Origin of the sequence: Shewanella xiamenensis, assembly GCF_014647135.1 — a bacterium.
Classification (GTDB): domain Bacteria; phylum Pseudomonadota; class Gammaproteobacteria; order Enterobacterales; family Shewanellaceae; genus Shewanella; species Shewanella xiamenensis.
Window position 1 is genome coordinate 25,958 of record NZ_BMOP01000019.1, and the last position, 21,957, is coordinate 47,914.

The window sequence follows — 21,957 nt, forward strand, 5'->3', positions numbered from 1 at the left end:
GGGATGGCAGGGGTTTCAACGCAATTGAGGGATTTGTAAATAACAATGGGGTCAAACGACCCCATTTAATTAACATAGTTAGCTATTTTGCAAGGGTTTGCGGTAGTGCCAAACCAAAGCTTTGCCACAGGAAGCTATAAATATCGGCAAACTCGTCGATCTTCATCGCGGTTGGTTTACCCGCACCATGTCCGGCATTAGACTCAATGCGCATTATCACGGGTTTATCGCCCTGCTGTTTTTCTTGCATCATGGCGGCAAATTTAAAGCTGTGTAGCGGCACCACACGATCATCGTGATCAGCCGTCATCACCATAGTTGCAGGATAAGCCTGCGCTTTAACATTATGGTAAGGCGAATAAGCTAATAATGCCGGGAACTGCTCTGCATTATCTGCACTGCCATATTCACTGGTCCAAGCCCAACCAATGGTAAACTTATGGAAGCGCAGCATATCCAGCACACCCACTGCTGGTAGCACGGCAGCAAACAGCTCAGGACGTTGCGTCACCGCGGCGCCCATCAATAAACCGCCATTACTGCGGCCATAAGCGCCTAACTTTGTAGTGTTGGTGTATTTTTCGTTGATCAGGTATTCGGCAGCAGCAAAATAGTCATCAAACACATTTTGCTTTTTATCGAACATACCTGCCTGATGCCAGCTTTCACCATAATCCGCGCCGCCGCGTAAACTTGGTACGGCGTAAATGCCGCCCATATCTAACCATGCGATGTTGGCAGGACTAAAACGCGGTGTCATTGAAATCGCAAAACCGCCATAGGCATACAGTAACGTTGGGTTTTGACCATTCTTCACCAGCCCTTTCTTGTAGGACACCATCATAGGGACGCGAGTACCGTCCTTACTGGTGTAGAACACTTGCTCAGACACATAATCATCGGGATTGAACGACACCTGCGGCTTAGCGACCACTGTCGACTCTGCCGTTTTAAAATCGAACTTATAGGTAGTTTCGGGTTGAATATAGCTGTTAAAGACATAGTAGAAATAGTCTTTACTCGCCTTGCCGAAAGGTCCGGCGACATTACCTTTACCAGGTAAAGTAACATCCTGACGCTTTTGTCCGCCCATGCTGAAAATCGATAACTGCCCTAATACATCGTGCAAATAACTCACGACTAAGTGGTCATTAATAATGGCCACTTTATTAATAGGATCTTTCGATTCTGGAATAATGGTTTGCCACTGGGATTTATCACTATTACGGGTATCGATGGCAATCACTTTACCGTTTGGCGCATCTAAATCGGTCTTGAAATAAAATACGGCGCCATCATTACCTAAAAACTCATATTCCGCTTCGAGGTTAAGGATTAATTCCACCACCTGCGCTTTAGGTTCAAACAGTGATTTATAGAAGAAACGATTACGTTTGTCTGTGCCTTGGGAAATTGACAACAGTAAATATTCGCCCTGCTCAGACACATCGATACCGAAGCCCCAATCTTTATTTTGTGGGCGTTCGTAAATCAATAAATCTTGGCGCTGATCTGTGCCTAACTTGTGGTAATACACTTTTTGATTAAAATTCACATCGGCCAGTAAATCACCGCCTGCGGGCGCATCGTAACGGGCATAGAAAACACCTTGGTTTTCCTTATCCCACACTGCGCTGGAGAATTTAATCCAGTTGAGTTCATCTTTCAGCTTTTTACCCGTGGCAATATCGATAAACTGCCACTGCTGCCAGTCAGAGCCTGACTTAGACACACCATAGGCTAGAATCTTGCCGTCATTACTGACGGAAACGCCAGAAAGCGCCACAGTCCCATCGGCTGAAAAACCATTTGGATCCAGTACAGGTTTCTCAACCCCATCTTTGCCTTTTACATAAAGCACCGATTGCGCTTGTAAACCATCGTTACGGTAATAAAACTGGTTATCGCCATTCTCGAAAGGAGCTGAGATTTTCTCGTAGTTCCACAGCTCAGTGATACGATCAACTACGGCTTGTTTATTGGGGATCTTCGCCAAGTATGCTTGACCAAAGGCCTGTTGTTCTTTTACCCAACTTTCGGTTTCTGGCGTGTTTTCTTCAAGGTGACGGTAAGGATCCGCCACTGCCACACCGTGAATTGTCTCGACTAAGCTGTCTTTTCGAGTTTCTGGGTAAACCAATTTGTTGGCGCTGACCTGCTGTGCAGCCTCTTCTGGCGTATTGCCACTCTGGCAGGCGGCCAACGCCATGCCCAATGTGGCCACTAATAAACCTTGCTGGGCAAGGCGAAATCTTAATGCCATCTTTTATCGTCCTTTTGGTGATGTCCGGCTTAACGCTCTTTTGCAGCAAGTACTATACAAGCAAAATTTTTCATGGCAATGCCGCAGCAAAAGATGAGCTTTTCTAGCGAAGAGGCAAGATTTAACAAAGTGGTAGCAATGATGAGTTTATTGAAGTGTATTTTTATGCATTAATTCTGACTGACAAGTTGTTAATCAAGCTAAATAGTGACTTAAGTGAGCCAGATCACTTAATTAATCATTAGTTTTGCTAATGCGTCTGGGCAATTTTTCTCGTTTGCTTGAGCCCTTGGGACGCACTAGAATGTGCTTGTTTTCAGGAGATATCCGCTAGCGGATATGGAAAACAAAGAACTTTTAAACTGGTGTCTTTTTAAGATGTCAGTTCATCCCTGGTTCTTATGCTTGACTTCCTTCCTTCAATTTGTTGATTGCAAATGCATTTTTTGCGGCCCGCTTAGATTAAGCGGGCTTTTTTTTACCCAGAATCAAACATCAAGCGACACTTATCGGCGTTCAGTATTTTTTGTTACATAAAAACCACTGGAGCCTCTCAATAAATGACGCTTATCTGCGTGTTGCCATCTAAATCAACAGATTGCCATAGTATTTTGAGGTGAATACAAACAGCGTCAATAAACAACAATGCCAAGTCAGTAGACTTGGCATTGTTAGGTTAAGCTTTGATTTAGAGGGGCTTACTAATGCGGATCACAACTCGGCGGTTTAGCGCCCTTTCCTCAATATCGTCATTTGAAGCCACGTGACGCCGCTCGCCGTGACCCACAGTCACAATTCGATCTTGCGGAATACCACTTGAGACAAAGAAATCTTTTACCGATTCAGCGCGTTTGTCCGAGACTTTCTGATTCACTGAACGACCACCATAACTATCGGTATAAGCATCGACTAATACTAATTCTACATCTGGATCGTATGACAAATATTCCTGTATTCGCGTAAGCTGTTGCTGTGAGAAGCGAGTTAAATCCGTTCCCCCTTCATCATAATTAAGCACGGTAAAAGCAATATCTTCAAAGCTATAAGGCAATAGGTGCGATAAACACGCCTTAAACTCAGCATATTTTCGGCCAAAATTCGCTGCCGACAGCCCTACAGCAATTTTATTGGACTCATCATACCAATCGGCATAGTAAAATGTCGGCTCCATACCACGGCTTAGCTCATTTAACATGGACCACGCGGCGCGTTTAGGCACTTCACCATTAAAATACTTTTGGTAACGTAACGAAGTGATTTCTTTTGACACCACACCTGGTCGCCATTTGGGAGCTCGGCTCATCAACTTGGCTTGGGTCACTTGATCAGGTTTTACCCACATATCCAAAGTGAAATTGAGATTTAATTGCTTACCCGCTTCACTGGTAAAAATCGCTTTACCGTAGGAAGGAATATCATGCTCAAGACGGCACACGATCGGACTGTTTTGACTGACTCGCCATTGGGATTCACCCAAAGAGGCCACATAGTGGCGCAACTCTGCCATTGCAGTTGCTGGAACGCATAAAATTGATACTAATATCAGTTTTCGCCACATAGCCCTTACTCGTGTTTATTCGGTTACGAGGTTTTATCGGCAAACTTTTTAGTTCCTTTAGCTCATAAAACCAGCAATCAAACATGACACATCCTAGTTCATTAAGCATAATAGCGCCCTGTGATTTTTCTTGGGTACTTTAATGAGCGATATTTGCGACGCAAACAAATTGAAACACCGATTTCGTGGCTACTTTCCGGTAGTGATAGATGTCGAAACCGCGGGCTTCAACTCTCAAACCGATGCGTTGCTGGAAATAGCCGTCACGCTACTGAAAATGGATGATGAAGGTGTGCTCGGGATTGATAAAACCCTGCATTTCAACATTGAGCCCTTTGAGGGTGCAAATTTAGAACCCGAGGCGCTGGCTTTTAATGGTATCGATCCCACCAATCCATTACGCGGTGCGGTCAGCGAAAAAGAAGCCTTTTTAGAAATATTTAAAGCCGTTAAAAAAGCCCAAAAGGCATCTGATTGTCACCGTAGTATTATTGTGGCGCACAATGCGGCCTTCGATCATGGCTTTGTGAGTAAGGCTATTGAACGTTGTGACTTAAAACGCTCTCCATTCCATCCGTTTGCCACTTTTGATACCGCGACGTTGGCAGGATTAGCGATTGGCCATACGGTATTAGCAAAAGCCTGTATTATGGCAGGCATCCCTTTTGACAATAAAGAAGCCCATTCTGCACTCTACGATACCGAGCGCACTGCTGAACTCTTTTGTTATATCGTCAACCGCTGGAAATCTTTAGGTGGCTGGCCACTCTTAGCCACCAACGAACCTGATGATTCGGATAGCGAAGCATAGCTTTACCAACAATTGCCTAAAACAAGAAAGCTGCCATTTGGCAGCTTTCTTTTTACCTAACAAAAGGTTTGTAAATTACAGAGAACTTGCGTTTTCAGCTAAGTAAGCCGCAACACCTTCAGTGCTTGCGTTCATACCTTTGTCGCCTTTTTCCCAACCTGCTGGGCAAACATCACCGTGCTCTTCGTGGAATTGCAGTGCGTCGATCATACGCAGCATTTCGTCAACGTTACGGCCTAATGGCAGATCGTTAACCACTTGGTGACGTACCATACCTTCTTTGTCGATCAGGAATGAACCACGGAAAGCCACGCCAGCTTCTGGATGCTCAACATCATATGCTTTACAGATGTCGTGTTTAACGTCAGCAACTAAAGTGTATTTCACTTGGCCAATACCACCTTTTTCTACTGGGGTGTTACGCCATGCGTTGTGAGTGAATTGAGAATCGATAGACACACCGATCACTTCAACACCACGCTTAGTGAACTCTTCCATGCGGTGATCAAAAGCGATCAACTCTGATGGACAAACGAAAGTGAAGTCAAGTGGATAGAAAAATACCACTGCAGGCTTGCCTTTGATGGCTGCAGTTAAGTTAAAGCTATCTACGATTTCGCCAGAACCTAATACAGCTGCTGCAGTAAAATCAGGAGCCGGACGGCCTACTAATACGCTCATTTTATATCTCCATCTATGAGTTGAACTAACTATAAAAGTAAAACATCCCTTAAACACGCTTGCACATTTGTGCGAGTGTATTTGAGAGCGCTTACCAATCAAATCTTTAGGCATTATAAGTCGTGCGTTTTGCCTTACAACCTATTTAAGACCAATATCACATTTTTCAAGGGCATTTTGACGTTACTGCTTAAGGATAGAGCAATCTGTGCCATTGATAAGCGCTTTAGCCCACATTCATCTAACACTAAAAGCCCTCTGGATTCACATTTTCAGATATTTTTCAGATTAAGGCTCGGTAAACTGGACAGACACGGCCTTCGCAGTCGAAAATAACCCTTTTGGTTTACAGAATTAAGAATTTGTCTATGAATGCAGTCGTCATTGCTGTGTGTTTAATGTTAGCCCTTAGTTTGGCGAGGGTGAATGTAGTGGTAGCGCTCACCATCAGCGCCCTCGTTGCTGGTTTAGTCGGGGGAATGGATCTGCATCAAACGATTGATGCCTTCAATACAGGATTAGGTGGCGGCGCACAAATCGCCCTGAGTTATGCCTTATTGGGTGCATTTGCCGTAGCATTATCCCATTCAGGCTTGACGACGCTGATCTCCAACTCGATCATTAAAAGCCTTGGCCAAGAACCTAATCCGACTAACACTAATTGGGTGCGCTGGTTACTGCTGTTATCCCTGCTCGTGATGTCGATGGCCTCGCAAAATATCCTGCCGATCCATATCGCCTTTATTCCGATACTCGTGCCGCCACTGCTGCATGTGATGACCAAGCTGCATATTGACCGCCGTTTGGTCGCCTGCGTGCTGACCTTTGGCCTTGTCACTACCTATATGATTTTACCCGTGGGCTTTGGCGGTATTTTCTTAAATGATATTTTGCTGTCAAACCTCACCAGCAACGGCTTAGTCGCTGTGCGTGACCAAATCCCCCCTGCCATGTTGATCCCCGCAGCGGGCATGGTAGTCGGTTTATTGATCGCCGTATTTGTTAGCTATCGCAAGCCAAGGGTATACGATGAAACTAAAGTGCTCAGTGCCGAGCCCGAAGAGACGCTCAATAAGCGCAATATCGCTATCGCAGCGGTAGCAATTCTTGCAACTTTATTTGTACAGCTTGAGACTGATTCGATGATCTTCGGCGCTTTAGTCGGCTTTATGATCTTTAGTTTCTCTGGCGCACTAAAACACGTTGCTGACCAAGATATCTTTACTCAGGGCGTGCGCATGATGGCCAATATCGGTTTTATCATGATCTCCGCCGCGGGTTTTGCCGCAGTAGTGAAAGAAACTGGTGAAGTTGGCACCCTGGTTTCATCATTGAGTAGTCTGATTGGCGACAATAAAGCCCTCGCCGCCTTTTTGATGTTAGTCGTTGGACTATTAATTACTATGGGTATTGGCTCATCCTTCTCGACCATTCCGATTATTGCGACCATTTATGTGCCCTTGGCGCTAAGTTTTGGCTTTTCAGTACCCGCAACTATCGCGTTAGTCGGAACTGCTGCTGCGTTGGGCGATGCAGGCTCGCCAGCGTCGGACTCAACATTGGGTCCCACATCGGGTTTAAATGCCGATGGTCAGCACGACCATATCCGCGACAGCGTGATCCCCACCTTTATTCATTACAATATTCCACTATTAGTATTTGGTTGGATTGCCGCCATGGTGCTCTAAGCGTAGGAAAGACATATAAACATAAGCAAAAGCGTGGTAATGCCACGCTTTTTTTATGCTAGGGATTTAAGCATTGAGTATTAGAACGTTACCGCAAAACATCATTTTCATCATCGGATCTTTTTTGTGTCTTATCCGCGTATAACGCCTTATCTGCCGCCAGAAATACCGCCTCAAAGGATAGGCAATCCATTGAATCTGCGACACCACAAGAAACAGTTAGCATATTTAAAAAATGTCGCTGCCGAATGTTATCTTTAAGTCTATCCGCAAGTTGTTGTGCTTTATCAATAGGACAGTTGGCTAAAATCACTACAAACTCATCACCACCAGTGCGGATAATAATGTCGTTTTCTCGAAAAACGGCTCGCATCGCTTCGACAATTTGCATTATTGCCAAATCACCTAATTGATGCCCATGGGTGTCGTTAATCGTTTTTATTTTATCGCCATCAATACAAATCACAGCATATTGAGACGCAGTTGCAGCCTTAAAAATAAGTGTTTCATAGATTTTTTTATTGTAGGTCTTCGTAAATGGATCCAACAGCATAGCTTCAGAAAATTGCTGACGCTCAGTACGTAACTGCTTGAGACGCATAAATTTAAGTTGGAAAATAATTGTTAAGCCCGACAGCAATAACCAAAGAGGCAGATATTGCATAAAAAACCTTAAAGTACTGATTTTGTACGTTAAAACACTCTGATTATCTAAGTGATTACTCATAGCATAAAACAGAAAGTTGGGCGTGATCCGTGTCCAAAAACTATCTCCACTAATGACAATCTCAGTGCCATAAGCCGAGTTCTGAGTTTCAAACACTTTTCTTTGCATAAAATCCGTTGCCATAAATGATGTATCAGCAATCACATCTCCCCAAAGATGCTCAGGCGCATGTGAGGATGAAATGGGCGCCGCCATAGAAAGAATAATGTTTCCCGTTACTTCATCACGATAAGGAACGGACAGCACAATATCATCAACTAAGGAGTCAGCAGAGGCATCCTTACTGCAATAATGCAGCCGTTGGCAAAACTCATTGGTGAAAGAATTTTCGTGTATTAAGCGACTTTTCACCTCATCAGGAATCGTGGAGGCAAAATATAGCGCATTACTTTTGTATAGACCGATATATATAAACGCACTTCTGACGGGATTCTTATTATTTGAATATAAATAGTCAAAATAGCGCAGGATCAGCTCTTCTTCTGGTGATAAAGCACCGCCTGAAGGCAATAATAAGCGGGAGGAATCAAGCTTAAATGGTGTCAGTAGCGCACTATCAAAATCAATAATATCGTGTAAAGATAAGCTCTTACCAAGCAACTCTAAATAACTTGGCACCACGTGTTTCGCCCGTACAAATTTGACAAATGCCCGGTGTTCTTTCTCTATTCGCAGGGGTAAAAGGACCAGCAGTAACACAACAAATATCAAGGTAGCCAATGAACAAGATTGGCGAACAAGTGACCAACTTAGTTTTGAAACCATCATAATCCCCGATGATGACCCGAGTTAAATCGATTTATTGCAAACCTACTGCGCCGCGCAAAACGCATTATGTCAAAATTAATCTTATCGTTAACTGTAGAACGAGTCGGCAAAAATGGAATCATAAAAAACAAAAAGGGAGCCTAAGCCCCCTTGTCAAATCGAGATAGCATTTAAGCCATCAGAACATTATTTCGTCCCAAAAATCTTATCGCCCGCATCACCTAAACCAGGCAGGATATAGCCCTTCTCGTTTAAGCATCTGTCGATTGCGGCAGTATACAGCTCAACATCCGGGTGAGCCGCTTCAAGGGCTTTGAGCCCTTCGGGCGCGGCAACTAACACTAAGGCTTTAATTGAGGTACAACCGCGTTTTTTCAGCAGGTCGATAGTCGCAATCATCGAGCCACCAGTTGCCAGCATAGGGTCAACAATCAGCGCGATACGCTCGTTCATGTCGCTGGCCAGCTTTTCAAAATATGGCACAGGTTCTAGGGTTTCTTCGTCGCGGTAGATACCCACAACCGAAATACGCGCACTTGGAATATGCTCAAGTACACCGTCCATCATGCCTAAACCCGCACGCAAGATAGGCACAACAGTCACTTTCTTGCCTTTGATCTGATCCACATCTACCGGACCATTCCAGCCTTCAATCGTAACAGTTTCGGTTTCGAAATCTGCGGTAGCTTCATAGGTTAACAAGCTGCCGACTTCAGCGGCTAGCTCACGGAAACGTTTAGTGCTAATGTCACCTTCACGCATTAAGCCGATTTTGTGACGCACTAACGGGTGTTTAACCTCGACAACTTTCATTTTTCTCTCCTACTATTGTTCGCGAATTATCTTAGGCAAATTTTTCAGATTTTAGATGATTTGTTTATTGGGTAAAACATAAAGTTTTTCCATTCGGACTAATCGTGAGCAATATCGCAAGAATTATTACTTATCGCTTAAGATACGCCCACTAACACACTATTTTATGACCAATCACTAGATTGAAAATGTGAAATATCCCCCTGTGAAGCTAAAAAAACTTCAGAGATACTGATAAATCCAAATCATGACTTTCGACCCCTAGCACAAGCTGATAGAATACCGCCGCATAAAAATCCAATAACGATGTACCCGAGAGGATCCTCCGTGAGCACTCCTACCCCACTGAGCTATAAAGACGCTGGCGTTGATATTGATGCTGGTAATGCACTGGTAAATAACATTAAAGCGGCTGTTAAACGTACCCGTCGTCCAGAGGTAATGGGCAACTTAGGTGGTTTTGGCGCATTATGTGAATTACCCACTAAATACAAGCAACCTGTTTTAGTGTCAGGCACCGATGGTGTTGGTACTAAATTGCGTTTAGCTATCGATTACAAAAAACACGACACAGTCGGTATCGACTTAGTGGCCATGTGTGTGAACGATTTGATCGTTCAAGGCGCTGAGCCATTGTTTTTCCTCGATTACTATGCAACAGGCAAGCTCGATGTAGAAACAGCAACTTCTGTTGTTAACGGCATCGGCGAAGGTTGTTTCCAATCTGGTTGTGCGTTAATCGGCGGCGAAACCGCTGAAATGCCAGGCATGTATGAAGGTGAAGATTACGACCTCGCAGGTTTCTGTGTGGGCGTGGTTGAAAAGGCCGACATCATTGACGGGAGTAAAGTGGCTGCGGGTGATGCACTGATCGCCTTAGCTTCAAGTGGTCCTCATTCAAATGGCTATTCATTAATTCGTAAAGTATTAGAAGTCAGCCAAGCGGACCCTCAACAGGATCTCAATGGCAAGCCATTGATCCAACATCTGTTAGAACCAACCAAAATTTACGTTAAATCATTGCTCAAGCTGATCGATGCATCAGATGTGCACGCAATGGCACACATCACTGGCGGTGGTTTCTGGGAGAACATTCCTCGCGTACTGCCTGAAAACTGCAAAGCCGTTATCCAAGGTGATTCATGGCAATGGCCAGCTGTTTTCAATTGGTTAATGGAAAACGGTAACATTGCAGAATATGAAATGTACCGCACCTTTAACTGTGGTGTAGGCATGATCGTTGCGCTGCCAGCCGATAAAGTGGATGCCGCACTTGCGCTGCTTGCAGCGGAAGGCGAACAAGCATGGCTTATCGGTGCTATCGCTGCTCGCGAAGGCAATGAAGAGCAAGTGGAGATCCTGTAATGCCCCAAAGCTGTCGTGTAGTTGTATTAATTTCCGGAAATGGCAGTAATCTGCAAGCCGTTATCGACGGTTGTGACGATAATTTGCAAGCCGAAGTTGTCGGAGTGATCAGTAATAAACCCGATGCCTACGGCCTAGTTCGTGCCCATCATAGTGAAATTGATACCAGCTGCGTGATTGCTCGCACAGGTGAATCTCGCTCTGATTACGATGCACGGTTAATGGCTGCAATTGAACAATACCAACCGGATTTAATCGTGTTGGCTGGATTTATGCGCATTCTAACCGATGAATTCGTGAATCATTATTTAGGTCGCATGATCAATATCCACCCTTCATTGCTGCCCAAATTTACCGGATTACACACCCACCAACGTGCCATTGATGCCAAAGAAACAGAACATGGCGCAAGTGTGCATTTTGTTACCCCAGCGCTAGATGCTGGTCCGGTGATTTTACAGGCGAAAGTCCCAGTTTATGAAGACGATACCGCAGAGATGCTCGCTGCGCGTGTCCACGAGCAAGAGCATGCTATTTACCCCCTAGTGGTGAAATGGTTTAGCCATCAACGCCTAAAAATGCAAGACGGCCAAGCCTATCTTGATGGCACGCTCATCGGACCTAATGGTTACGCACCCGATTAATCTCTGAATATTGGAAGAAGAGACCTTAAAGGTCTCTTTTTTTTTGGGCTATGACATACAAAACCATTGTTTTATGGACTAATGTGGCATTAGATAAGCTAACGAAAAGTGATTTTGTTCGGCATAAAAGAGATTATTAGATGAAAAATATTATCTGCGATATCGATGGTGTACTCCTGCACGACAATAAGCTGATCCCCGGCAGTGATAAATTTATCCAGCGCATTCTCCAGCAAGGCAATCCCCTTGTCATTCTCACTAACTATCCGGTACAAACAGGCAAAGATCTGCAAAACCGCCTTAGCGCAGCAGGGATAGACATCCCAGAAGAATGTTTTTATACCTCGGCCATGGCTACCGCCGACTTTTTAAAACATCAAGAGGGTAGTAAAGCCTTTGTGATTGGTGAAGGTGCCCTCACCCATGAACTCTATAAAGCCGGTTTTACTATTACCGACATTAATCCCGATTTTGTGATTGTTGGCGAAACCCGTTCCTACAATTGGGATATGATCCATAAGGCCGCCGGATTCGTCGCCCGTGGCGCCCGTTTTATCGCCACCAATCCCGATACTCACGGCCCCGCTTACAGCCCCGCCTGCGGCGCCCTGTGCTCCCCTATTGAGCGAATTACTGGCAAAAAGCCTTTCTACGTCGGTAAACCAAGCTCATGGATTATCCGCTCGGCGCTCAATCATATTGACGGTCACTCCGAAAATACCGTGATCATCGGCGACAATATGCGCACCGATATCTTGGCGGGCTTCCAAGCCGGACTTGAGACCATTCTGGTTACCAGCGGCGTAAGTAAGCTTGAAGATATCGATAAAGAACCTTTCCGCCCAAATCATGTTTTCGCCTGCGCGGGCGATATCGATGTCGTTTAAGCATCAAACTACCAGCTTCTCAGCACCTTAGCGTGCTGAGAAACACCACTGACCTTAACATTAAGTAACATATTTGCCGTTGGACTTCCCTTGTACCCCATTGTCGCTTGATTCATGATAAGGCACGACATACCCCTTCGATATTCGCGTTAAACACGCCCTAAAAATAACAGTAGGATCAACCTATGCGACGTTTGTATCCGTTTTGCGCACTAGCCTTGCTCAGTGCCTGTAGCCCCAACTCGGCCCAGCCCGATGCCAACAGCAGTGCCGCACTGAAACCCGTGCAAATGAATGAAGCACGTTTTAGAGACGATATTAAAAACCTGTCTTCCGATGAGTTTGAAGGCCGCGCCCCAACCACTCAGGGTGAAAAACTCACCTTGGATTATTTATCCAAGGCCTTTGCAGAGATGGGACTTAAAGGTGCTTACCAAGGTAGCTTTTTACAACCTGTGCCTATGGTGAGCTATACCGCAGATGAAGCACAGCAAGTCACGTTAGCAGGATTACCCTTTAAATACCGTCAAGATCTGGTGCTCAGTAGTCGCCATGATAACGGTGGTATTAACATTGAAAACGCGCCATTGGTATTTGTTGGCTACGGTGTTAATGCACCTGAATATGGCTGGAATGATTACCAAGATGTGGATATGAAAGGTAAAATCGCAGTCATCTTAGTGAACGATCCCGGTTTTGCCCGCCCAGACTCAGGCAAATTTAATGGCAAAGCGATGACCTACTACGGCCGCTGGAGTTATAAATTTGAAGAAGCTAGCCGCCAAGGCGCACTCGGCGCGCTGCTGATCCACGATACTGAGCCTGCATCTTATCCTTGGTCTGTCGTCGAAAACAGTTGGACGGGGCCACAACAGGATTTAGTGCACAGCAAAGCTGAGCAGGATAGCCGCGTCCAAGTTGAAGGTTGGTTAACCTTAGATACCGCCACAAAACTGTTTGAAAAGGCTGGCCTATCACTTCCTACTCTCATGGCTCGCGCTGCCGATAGCCCAATTAGCTTATCCCTAGAGCAAACGGCCAGCATCGCCTTTAAAAACAAAGCGGAATACGCCAACAGCTATAACGTCGTCGCCACCCTTCCTGGCACCAAGCAAGTAGATGAGCAAATCCTGTTTACTGGCCACTGGGACCATATTGGCAAAGATGACAGTAAAGAAGGCGATAAAATTTACAACGGTGCCATGGACAACGCATCGGGCATTGCGGGCATTTTAGAAATCGCCAGACAACTCGCCGATAACGCTAAACAGGGCCACGGCTTAGCTCGCTCGGTGACCTTTATCGCCACCACGGGCGAAGAGCAAGGGTTGCTTGGCTCACGTTATTATGCCGCTAATCCTATCTACCCCATTGATAAAACCGTGGCAGTGCTAAACCTAGATAGCACCAATATCTATGGAAAAACCAAGGACTTCACTATCGTCGGTAAAGGCAAGTCCGAGCTTGAAAACTACTTAATCGATGCCGCCAAACAGCAAAACCGCATTGCTTTGGGTGAAAAGAATCCTGCATCGGGCGGTTTCTTCCGCTCTGACCACTTCAGCTTCGCTAAACTCGGCGTTCCTGCGGTTTTTGCCGGTGGCGGTAGTGAGCCAATCGATGTGGCAACCGCGGACTATAAGACCCAAATGCAGGCGACCATGAAGGGCTGCTACCACAATGTCTGCGATGAATACCATGAAGACTGGGATTTGAGGGGTGCGATTCAAGATCTGGAAATTTACTATCAAGTGACTCGCAGCTTAGGCAACAGCCAAGATTGGCCAGGCTACTATCAAGGTACTGAGTTTAACAGCCTGCGTCCCGCCAAAACAGAACTTGCCACGACCGCAAAGTAAGCGGCTTAAGCAAAGGGATTAATCGCTAAAAAATCTAATAAGGCACCTTGAAGGGTGCCTTATTATGTTATGAGTATTTTATGAGCCGCCCCACTTTACGCTCACTGTTGACCTTGACTGTAGCAACACGGGCAATAACTGCCGATATGCTGCTTATAAAATCAGCGATTATGACGCTTGGATCACTATCTTGCTCACATTTATCATGATTTTCTCAAAAACGGATTTTCTTGAGTGAACATTATGTATTTGCCAATATCCCGCCTAGCAATCAACACCAAAAAACACTTTGTGTATAAAAAAGCGAAACTAATTAAACAAAATTCAATTAAAACCATTTTCAATATAGATTAAACTCACCTAAAACACCTAAAAACGAACAAATCATCAAAAATAATATTTGGCAAAATCCCGAATCGCTGGCACATTGATACTCAATTGAGACATCCTCAAATGAAATACAGCGGTTTAGGAGTTGCATTATGTGTTCGATTTTTTCAATTTTAGATATTCAATCCGATGCGAAAGAGCTACGCCAAGTGGCACTAGAAATGTCCAAACTGATGCGCCATCGCGGCCCCGATTGGTCAGGCATTTACGCCAGCGATAAAGCGATTTTGGCCCACGAACGCTTGGCCATTGTCGATATTGAACATGGCGCGCAGCCACTGCTAACCGAAGATGGCAGCCTTATCCTCGCGGTCAACGGTGAAATCTATAACCACAAAGAACTCAAAGCCCAACTCGGCGATAAATACAGCTATCAAACCAACTCAGATTGCGAAGTCATTCTGGCGTTGTATCAGGAATATGGCACTGAATTTCTTGATAAATTAAACGGTATTTTCGCCTTCGTACTCTACGACAAAGCCAAAGACGCCTACCTAATCGGCCGCGATCATATGGGTATCATTCCGCTCTACACGGGTCGAGATGCGGCAGGTAACTTCTATGTCGCCTCCGAAATGAAAGCCCTGATGCCAGTGTGTAAAACGGTGGAAGAATTCCAGCCGGGCCAATACTTATACTCAAGCGATGCTGCGGCAGTGAAATACTACACCCGCGATTGGCAACAGTATGATGCAGTTAAAGATAACGGCGCCAGCCAAGAAGAATTGCGTGAAGCTCTAGAAGCCGCAGTAAAACGTCAATTGATGTCCGATGTACCTTACGGAGTATTACTCTCCGGCGGTTTAGACTCATCGGTGATCTCGGCTATCACCCAGACATTTGCCAAACGCCGTATCGAAGATGACGGTGAAACAAACGCTTGGTGGCCACAGCTACACTCCTTTGCTGTCGGTTTAAAAGGCGCTCCGGATTTAATCGCGGCCAAAAAGGTTGCTGATGCCATTGGAACGATTCACCATGAGATCAACTTTACCTTCCAAGAAGGGCTAGATGCGATTAAAGAGGTCATCTACCACTTAGAAACCTATGATGTCACCACCATTCGTGCTGCCACACCCATGTATCTGATGGCGCGTAAAATCAAGGCGATGGGGATCAAAATGGTGTTATCGGGTGAAGGTGCCGATGAACTCTTTGGCGGTTACTTGTACTTCCATAAGGCGCCAAACGCGCAGGCCTTCCATGAGGAACTCGTGCGTAAACTGGATAAACTGCATCTATTCGATTGTCTACGCGCCAACAAAGCCATGGCGGCGTGGGGATTGGAAGCCCGTGTGCCTTTCCTCGATAAGGAATTTATGGATGTGGCGATGCGTATCAACCCTGAAGCAAAAATGTCTAAGGATGGCCGGATTGAGAAACACATTCTGCGCCAAGCCTTTGAGCATAAATTACCTAAAGAAGTCGCCTGGCGTCAAAAGGAGCAATTCAGCGATGGCGTAGGCTACTCTTGGATTGATGGTTTGAAGGCCCATGCCGCAGAACAGGTCGACGATTTGCAACTAGCCAACGCGAAGTTCCGCTTCCCGTATAACACGCCAGAAACCAAAGAGGCTTACTTCTATCGCTGTTTCTTTGAAGAGCATTATCCACTGCCAAGTGCTGCCGAAACGGTTCCTGGTGGTAAGTCGGTCGCCTGCTCTACCCCAGAAGCGCTGGCATGGGATGAAAGTTTACGGGGTATTATCGACCCATCAGGCCGCGCCGTGCGCTCAGTGCATGCCGCCAGTTATTAACCACTGATATCCCATCCTAATAATAAAGCCACCCTCGGGTGGCTTTATTACCTTTAACGCTTTGCCCCATTCATTTAGCTTTGCCAAGCAAGCTAAAATACGGCCGAGCAATAATACCTTGAGTGATTCAAGAAGAAGCGAACCAATGATCTAGGCCGATATTGCCAATGGTAAAACTGGCGTCACATCTTTAACCTTGGCAATTTGCCCAGAAGACTTAGCAAGAAACGCCTCCCCCGCCTTTATCCCTTGCTGGTAATCAATCCGTAAATCCGCATCTGTGCTACCTAACAGCTTACTCTGTAATGGTGACTTCGCAAAAATCTGCACAATTTCAACATCATCGGGAGGATTTGCAATAAAGTCTAGCTCGGCCTGATAGGCCTCTTCATGCTGCACTAAGTAATCAATGGTCTTAGGACAAAAACCTGAGACGCAGATCCACGACTTGAGTTTATGTACCCAAGCGGATTGGGCTTGAAAATCCTCATTCACCGTTCTGACCACCACAATTTTACGGGCGCCGCGTCGATACGCTTCACGCACAGGTAGCGGCGCAGCTAAACCACCATCGAGATAAAAATCCTGCTCTGGCTCAGCCATAACTTCGGCATGATTAGCAGATTCAATCGCTAACCAAGGTGTTAACTTCACCCCTTGTTTATATAAAAAAGGCAATGCGCTAGAGGCTTTAAGTAGTTCACGCCAGTGATCGTGGTTGGTTGGGCTCAAGAAATACCCTTGGCGATCGCTGACTCGCGTGGTGGTGATAAGAAGTTCTCGCCCACGGAGGGATTGACTCGCCGCGGCTAAATCTAGCTTAAAGCTGCCACGTTGAATCTGGTCAAAATACCAGTCGAGATCGATCACATTGGCGCCAATCAGACCTCGTCCTAATTGATAGAAGCGTTTATGACGCGTTAAGCCACGGATAAGTTTTTTAGCGTATCCCTTTTGCCTAGCTAAGAAACTCGTCAAGTTTTGCGAGCCAGCGGAGGTACCAATCAATAAATCGAAAGGGTCGAACTCCGCATCAAGCCAAGCATCGAGTACGCCTGCGGTAAAAATACCGCGCTGACCACCACCCTCTGCAATTAACGCCACTTTAGGCGCGGTAACAGATTGAGAAGCTGAGGATAAATGGTTAATCGGCGGCATAACTGACCTTATCGCAATGGAGAATAGATAAGCCCAGTCTAAACAAAGAAAGCCATAGTAAAAAACGGATAGAATCTATTGTTGTAATCGATAAATAAATATAAGAAGCGTTTTGCGTGAATTAAAGCACTTTAGCAACGATGCAATACTCGCATACATAGTTAAAAGCTATAGGTAACGTTGCTTGTAGATAAATCTAAGCCCGCGAATCGTCACGCTGGCTTAGATTGCACTTGGTTTCTTAACGTTAGAACTTATGGCTCAGTTCAAGCGTGATATTGCGCGGCTCGCCAGGGAAATGGCCATTGCGCTCACTAAATCCGCTAACAGCATATTCCTTATCGAAGATATTCTTCAGATTTACGCGCACTTGGGTTTGGTCCCACTGAGTCGTCCAGCTCATATCAAACACCGTATGGGGTTTTACCGTTTGACCATTGAGGCTAAATTGCTCGCCCACATAGTCCATCCCAAAAGCAATGGCGGAATCAATCGCTTGAATATCGTAGCGCGTCCATAGCCCTGCTTGATGGCGCGGCGCATTGGCAAAGTGTTTGCCGTCGCCAAAGGTGTTGGTTAGGCTGTCGTTGGTCACGCCCTTGATCACTTCCGTATCGTTATAGGCATAGTTAGCCGTTACGGTAAGGTTATCTGTGAGATCGCCCACCAGCGTAAATTCCACCCCTTGGCTACGTACTTCGCCAAAATTAACTAAATTCGGAATACCATCGTCATCCCCAGTATCTAAAGGGTTAGCCTGGGCCACATTTTGTTTTTCAATGCGATAGAGTGCAAACGTGGTCATAAACTGGCCATCGAGCCACTCGTTTTTCATCCCAAGTTCTATTTGATTACCAGTTTCGGGATCGAGTGCGCCGTCACTTTTGATGCTCTCTTGATCAGACAATGCTGCCGGATTGAAACTCTCTGAGTAGTTCAAGTAGAAAGACATCGCATCGATTGGACGATAATTCAATCCAGCCCTTGGGGTAATGGCATTATCGCTAAAGGAGAATCCGGTCTTTTTATCGTAATCATCAAACTGGCTAAAGCGTAGACCCGCAATTAAAGACCACTGCTCGTTGAAATGCAGATGCTCTTGCAAATAGAGGCCAAAACGGTTGGCACGGGTACCGTCGGTATCCATGTCTTTTAACTGATAAGCACTTGGGTTTGTTTCACCGTAATTCAGCTCAAAGATATTCAGATTACCCACGCCTTCCTTACTGGTCGCCAACTTGTAACGGTATTCGGTTTCGACATAGTGATAATCACCACCAAACAGGAACTCATGCTCAAAACCTAAGGCATTAAAACGATAGACAAAATCATTGGTTAAACTGATTTCGTCATTGGCACGGGATTGGACACGATATTCACGTTTGATGGTGCCATCGGCACTGTTTGCCTTGCCATCACCATTCACATCGACCCAACCACGGGATTCGTGATATTGCTGATCGGATTCATTATTCAGGTAACGAATTTGAGTTTTTACCGAAAAATCATCACTAAATTGATGATCGAGAATCGCTTGCAGCACCAAGGCATCCATTTTCTGGAAATCGCTTTTCTCGTTGGCATTGTAGGAAGGATCGACAAGGAAATTACCCGCATCATCCACGGGTACACCACGGAGTCGATTGCCACCCAAATCCTGCCTTATCAGATCGAAGGTGGTGGTGACTTTGGTATCTTCACTGATTTCATAGAGTAAACCACCTGCCACTTCGGCATTTAAGCTATCGGCATTGTTACGAAAGCTATCTTCCTGCTGATAGTAGCCCCCCAATCGATAGGCTAAATCCTCAGTTAAACCGCCAGTGAAATCCAGCGAGCCGCCCATCATATCGTAGCTACCCGTGCTTAGGGTGAGATCTTTACGCTCGACAAAGGTCGGTTTCTTCGTCACATAGTTAATCATTCCGCCGGGTTCACCGCCGCCATAGAGTGCCGATGCAGGGCCTTTTAATACTTCAACCCGCTGTACGTTGAACAGTTGTGGCACCGAAAATCCCGAATACGGGTCGCCACGTACACCATCATAAAACACGTTTGCATCATCGCGAAAGCCACGAAAAGTCACGCCGGAATAGCTAAATTCACTCACACCGGCAATGGAGCGATATAAGTCAGTAATATTACGAGCGGCTTGATCGTCAATCAGTTGCTCGGTCAGCACTTGTACAGACTGCGGCAATTCCATCACATTGATTGCCGTTTTAGTGCCGATTTCAGTCTCTTTATCAACATACATTTGCATGGCGCGACCACGCACGACAATTCGCTCTGGCGCCTTAGTCTCAGCTTGTGTGCTGGCTTGCGCTTCGGCCTGTGTGTTGGTTTGTATATCGGCTTGTGCCGTTGAAGCACTTTCTTGCTCGGGTTTACTCTCTTGAGCGTTAGGCGCAGCCGCAAAGACCAAATGCGGCATCAGGGCAAGCGTTAGTATTGAATAGGCAAAACGTGATTTCACAAAGTCCCCCAACCTTGAGCAAACCTATGGTTTACCCATGTCATCTAAAATGTGCCGTCATTATAAAGTTTGATTGCTAGATGACAATAATTCTCATTTAAATTTACATCGGTCAGGATTGGTAACAATTGTAAAGAGAGTCTACTCGTTATGTGTGGATATAGCGGCATGGCTCTTAGTGCATAGCACTTACTAAATGGCGCTTAATGAAAGCCATCTCCAATAAAAAAGCCAGCATCACTTTGCTGGCTTATTGTTGTTTTTTACTGGATATAACACTGCGGATGTAAATACTTAAAAAATAGTTTCATCAAGCGTGGTTAGCATCGCACTCGCCTGCTCCAACTGTTTACGCAAGCTGCGGCTCTGCACAGCCCAATACGCCATATAAAAGTCCGCCGTTTTCAGTTTAGCCTGGTAAAACTCCGCCTCTTGCGTGCCATTTGCGAGCGCAGTTAGTGCAATCTTGGCCATACGCGCCCACATCCATGCCAGAGCCGTAATGCCAAATAACTCCATATACGCCATCGATGCCGCGCCGATAATGTCGGGATTGCTGGCTGCATGGCTCGCTAAATAACCACTCGCCTTTTGTAAATCGGTGGCGCAATCCATTAGCCCACTCACGTAGGGCTGCATTTGCGCATCTTTGCCCTGTGATTGAATAAATTCAGTGACCAGCGTTGACCATTGCTGCATGGCAGCACCGCGATCGCTCAGCAGTTTACGCCCAACTAAATCGAGTGCCTGAATACCATTAGTTCCTTCATAAATCAGTGCAATACGGCTATCACGCACAAATTGCTCCATCCCCCACTCGTGAATATAACCATGACCACCAAACACTTGCTGGGCATCCACGCAGGCATTAAAGCCTCGGTTTGTGATAAACCCCTTCACTACTGGCGTAAACAAGGCCGCTAATTGCGAGGCCGCTTTGGCTTTTGCAGGATCGCTATGGCGCTCAGCCTCATCTAACCACAGCGCCTGCTGGCCAACGAGTGCACGGGCACCTTCATTAAAGGCTTTTTGCGATAACAACATCCGGCGCACATCACCGTGTACCAAAATCGGGTCGGCAACTTTTTCAGGCGCTTTAGCGCCACTAATGGCGCGGCTCTGCAATCTGTCCTTGGCGTAGGCTAAGGCATTTTGATAGGCGATTTCGGAGACGCCTAATCCCTGCATTCCAACCCCCAAACGCGCTTGGTTCATCATGGTAAACATGGCGCGCAGCCCTTGGTGGGGTTCTCCCACTAACTCACCGAGTGCCCCCTCAAATACCATCACACAGGTTGAGTTACCGTGGATGCCCATTTTGTGTTCAAGCCCACTGGCATAGAGGCTGTTCGCCTCACCTAAACGGCCATCACTGTTCACTAACACTTTGGGCACGGCAAACAGCGAAATGCCCTTAACCCCTTCGGGCGCATCGGGCAAGCGTGCTAACACTAAGTGCACTATGTTATCGGTAAATTGATGGTCGCCCGAGGAGATAAAAATCTTCTCACCAGTGATCGCAAAGTAGCCGTCCGCCGCAGGCACGGCCTTAGTACGCAATAGTGCTAAGTCGGTTCCGGCATGGGATTCGGTTAGGTTCATGGTGCCAGTCCATTCACCACTCACTAATTTCGCTAGATACTTCTGTTTAAGTGCCTCACTGCCGTGGGCATGAATGGCCGCATAGGCGCCGTGGGTAAGGCCGGGATACATGGCAAAGGCCATGTTAGTTGAGGTTTGCATCTCGGTGGCGAAAATCCCGACTACTTCGGGCAGTCCTTGGCCACCGTACGCAGGATCGCAGGTCAGTGTCGGCCAACCATTGTCGACAAACTGCTGATAGGCGTCGGCAAAACCTTCGGGGGTAACCACTTTGCCATCCACGAGTTTGCAGCCCTGCACATCCCCCACGCTATTTAACGGCAACATCACCTCAGTACTGAAATCCGCCATACCTTGGAGGATGGCATCGACCAAATCGGGGTCGATCTCATCGAAGCCTTTTAGGGCATCTTGCTGATAAATATGCAACATTTCATCGAGGATAAATTGATAGTCACGCAGTGGTGCTTGATAGACTGGCATAATCGCTTCCCTTTCTTGTTTTATGGC

General features: G+C 46.0%; 15 protein-coding genes. 7 read left to right on the top strand and 8 right to left on the bottom strand.

The genetic code is table 11. From position 1 onward, the window contains the following. Nucleotides 1-82 precede the first annotated feature (82 nt). Nucleotides 83-2,263 carry a prolyl oligopeptidase family serine peptidase gene (locus tag IEY09_RS15105; RefSeq protein ID WP_188871691.1) on the bottom strand — a complete coding sequence of 727 codons (2,181 nt, stop codon included), beginning with the start codon at nucleotides 2,261-2,263 and terminating at the stop codon, nucleotides 83-85. 688 nt (nucleotides 2,264-2,951) lie between these two features. Next, a complete protein-coding gene (gene motY, locus IEY09_RS15110) occupies nucleotides 2,952-3,821 on the bottom strand; it encodes a flagellar protein MotY (protein WP_037419408.1) in 870 nt (289 codons plus the stop codon). 142 nt (nucleotides 3,822-3,963) lie between these two features. Between motY and rnt the strand changes: the two genes are divergently transcribed. Continuing rightward, nucleotides 3,964-4,632 carry a ribonuclease T gene (gene rnt, locus IEY09_RS15115; protein WP_069455157.1) on the top strand — a complete coding sequence of 223 codons (669 nt, stop codon included), beginning with the start codon at nucleotides 3,964-3,966 and terminating at the stop codon, nucleotides 4,630-4,632. Between the two features lie 75 nt (nucleotides 4,633-4,707). On the opposite strand, the gene IEY09_RS15120 is transcribed toward rnt, so the two are convergent. Then, nucleotides 4,708-5,313 carry a peroxiredoxin gene (locus IEY09_RS15120; RefSeq protein WP_011623136.1) on the bottom strand — a complete coding sequence of 202 codons (606 nt, stop codon included), beginning with the start codon at nucleotides 5,311-5,313 and terminating at the stop codon, nucleotides 4,708-4,710. Nucleotides 5,314-5,681: 368 nt separating this feature from the next. On the opposite strand from IEY09_RS15120, the gene IEY09_RS15125 reads away from it, so the two are divergent. Then, nucleotides 5,682-7,001, top strand: a complete 1,320-nt coding sequence (locus IEY09_RS15125; protein WP_037419402.1) for a Na+/H+ antiporter family protein — start codon at nucleotides 5,682-5,684, stop codon at nucleotides 6,999-7,001. An 88-nt stretch (nucleotides 7,002-7,089) separates the two neighbouring features. Here IEY09_RS15125 and IEY09_RS15130 read toward each other — a convergent pair whose 3' ends face one another. Further along, a complete protein-coding gene (locus IEY09_RS15130; protein WP_086024005.1) occupies nucleotides 7,090-8,493 on the bottom strand; it encodes a GGDEF domain-containing protein in 1,404 nt (467 codons plus the stop codon). Between the two features lie 189 nt (nucleotides 8,494-8,682). Further along, nucleotides 8,683-9,309 (bottom strand): uracil phosphoribosyltransferase, encoded by a 627-nt coding sequence (gene upp, locus IEY09_RS15135; protein WP_023267861.1) that lies wholly within the window; start codon nucleotides 9,307-9,309, stop codon nucleotides 8,683-8,685. A 327-nt stretch (nucleotides 9,310-9,636) separates the two neighbouring features. On the opposite strand from upp, the gene purM reads away from it, so the two are divergent. From purM to asnB, 5 genes are all read left to right on the top strand, one after another. Then, nucleotides 9,637-10,674: a phosphoribosylformylglycinamidine cyclo-ligase gene (gene purM, locus IEY09_RS15140; protein ID WP_188871693.1), complete on the top strand. Its 1,038-nt coding sequence runs from the start codon at nucleotides 9,637-9,639 to the stop codon at nucleotides 10,672-10,674. Next, the gene (purN, locus tag IEY09_RS15145) at nucleotides 10,674-11,318 is read left to right on the top strand and encodes a phosphoribosylglycinamide formyltransferase (RefSeq protein ID WP_037427506.1); all 645 of its coding nucleotides are present in this window, start codon (nucleotides 10,674-10,676) and stop codon (nucleotides 11,316-11,318) included. The genes purM and purN overlap by 1 nt, the downstream gene beginning before the upstream one ends. A gap of 140 nt (nucleotides 11,319-11,458) precedes the next feature. Continuing rightward, nucleotides 11,459-12,205: an HAD-IIA family hydrolase gene (locus IEY09_RS15150; RefSeq protein WP_037419391.1), complete on the top strand. Its 747-nt coding sequence runs from the start codon at nucleotides 11,459-11,461 to the stop codon at nucleotides 12,203-12,205. Nucleotides 12,206-12,390: 185 nt separating this feature from the next. Further along, nucleotides 12,391-14,064 (top strand): M28 family metallopeptidase, encoded by a 1,674-nt coding sequence (locus tag IEY09_RS15155; RefSeq protein ID WP_188871695.1) that lies wholly within the window; start codon nucleotides 12,391-12,393, stop codon nucleotides 14,062-14,064. Between the two features lie 482 nt (nucleotides 14,065-14,546). Continuing rightward, on the top strand, nucleotides 14,547-16,211 hold the full coding sequence (gene asnB, locus IEY09_RS15160) for an asparagine synthase B (RefSeq protein ID WP_144345681.1): 1,665 nt from the start codon (nucleotides 14,547-14,549) through the stop codon (nucleotides 16,209-16,211). Between the two features lie 150 nt (nucleotides 16,212-16,361). Here the strand turns inward: asnB and IEY09_RS15165 are convergent, their stop codons facing one another. The 3 genes from IEY09_RS15165 to IEY09_RS15175 all read right to left on the bottom strand — a co-directional run bounded on the left by IEY09_RS15165 (nucleotide 16,362) and on the right by IEY09_RS15175 (nucleotide 21,930). Further along, complete coding sequence (locus IEY09_RS15165) at nucleotides 16,362-17,369, bottom strand: patatin-like phospholipase family protein (RefSeq protein ID WP_188871697.1); 1,008 nt, start codon at nucleotides 17,367-17,369, stop codon at nucleotides 16,362-16,364. Nucleotides 17,370-17,616: 247 nt separating this feature from the next. Next, entirely contained in the window at nucleotides 17,617-19,845 is a 2,229-nt protein-coding gene (locus IEY09_RS15170; protein ID WP_188871699.1) for a TonB-dependent siderophore receptor, read from the bottom strand. Nucleotides 19,846-20,139: 294 nt separating this feature from the next. Then, on the bottom strand, nucleotides 20,140-21,930 hold the full coding sequence (locus tag IEY09_RS15175; protein WP_188871701.1) for an acyl-CoA dehydrogenase C-terminal domain-containing protein: 1,791 nt from the start codon (nucleotides 21,928-21,930) through the stop codon (nucleotides 20,140-20,142). Between the last annotated feature and the right edge of the window lie 27 nt (nucleotides 21,931-21,957).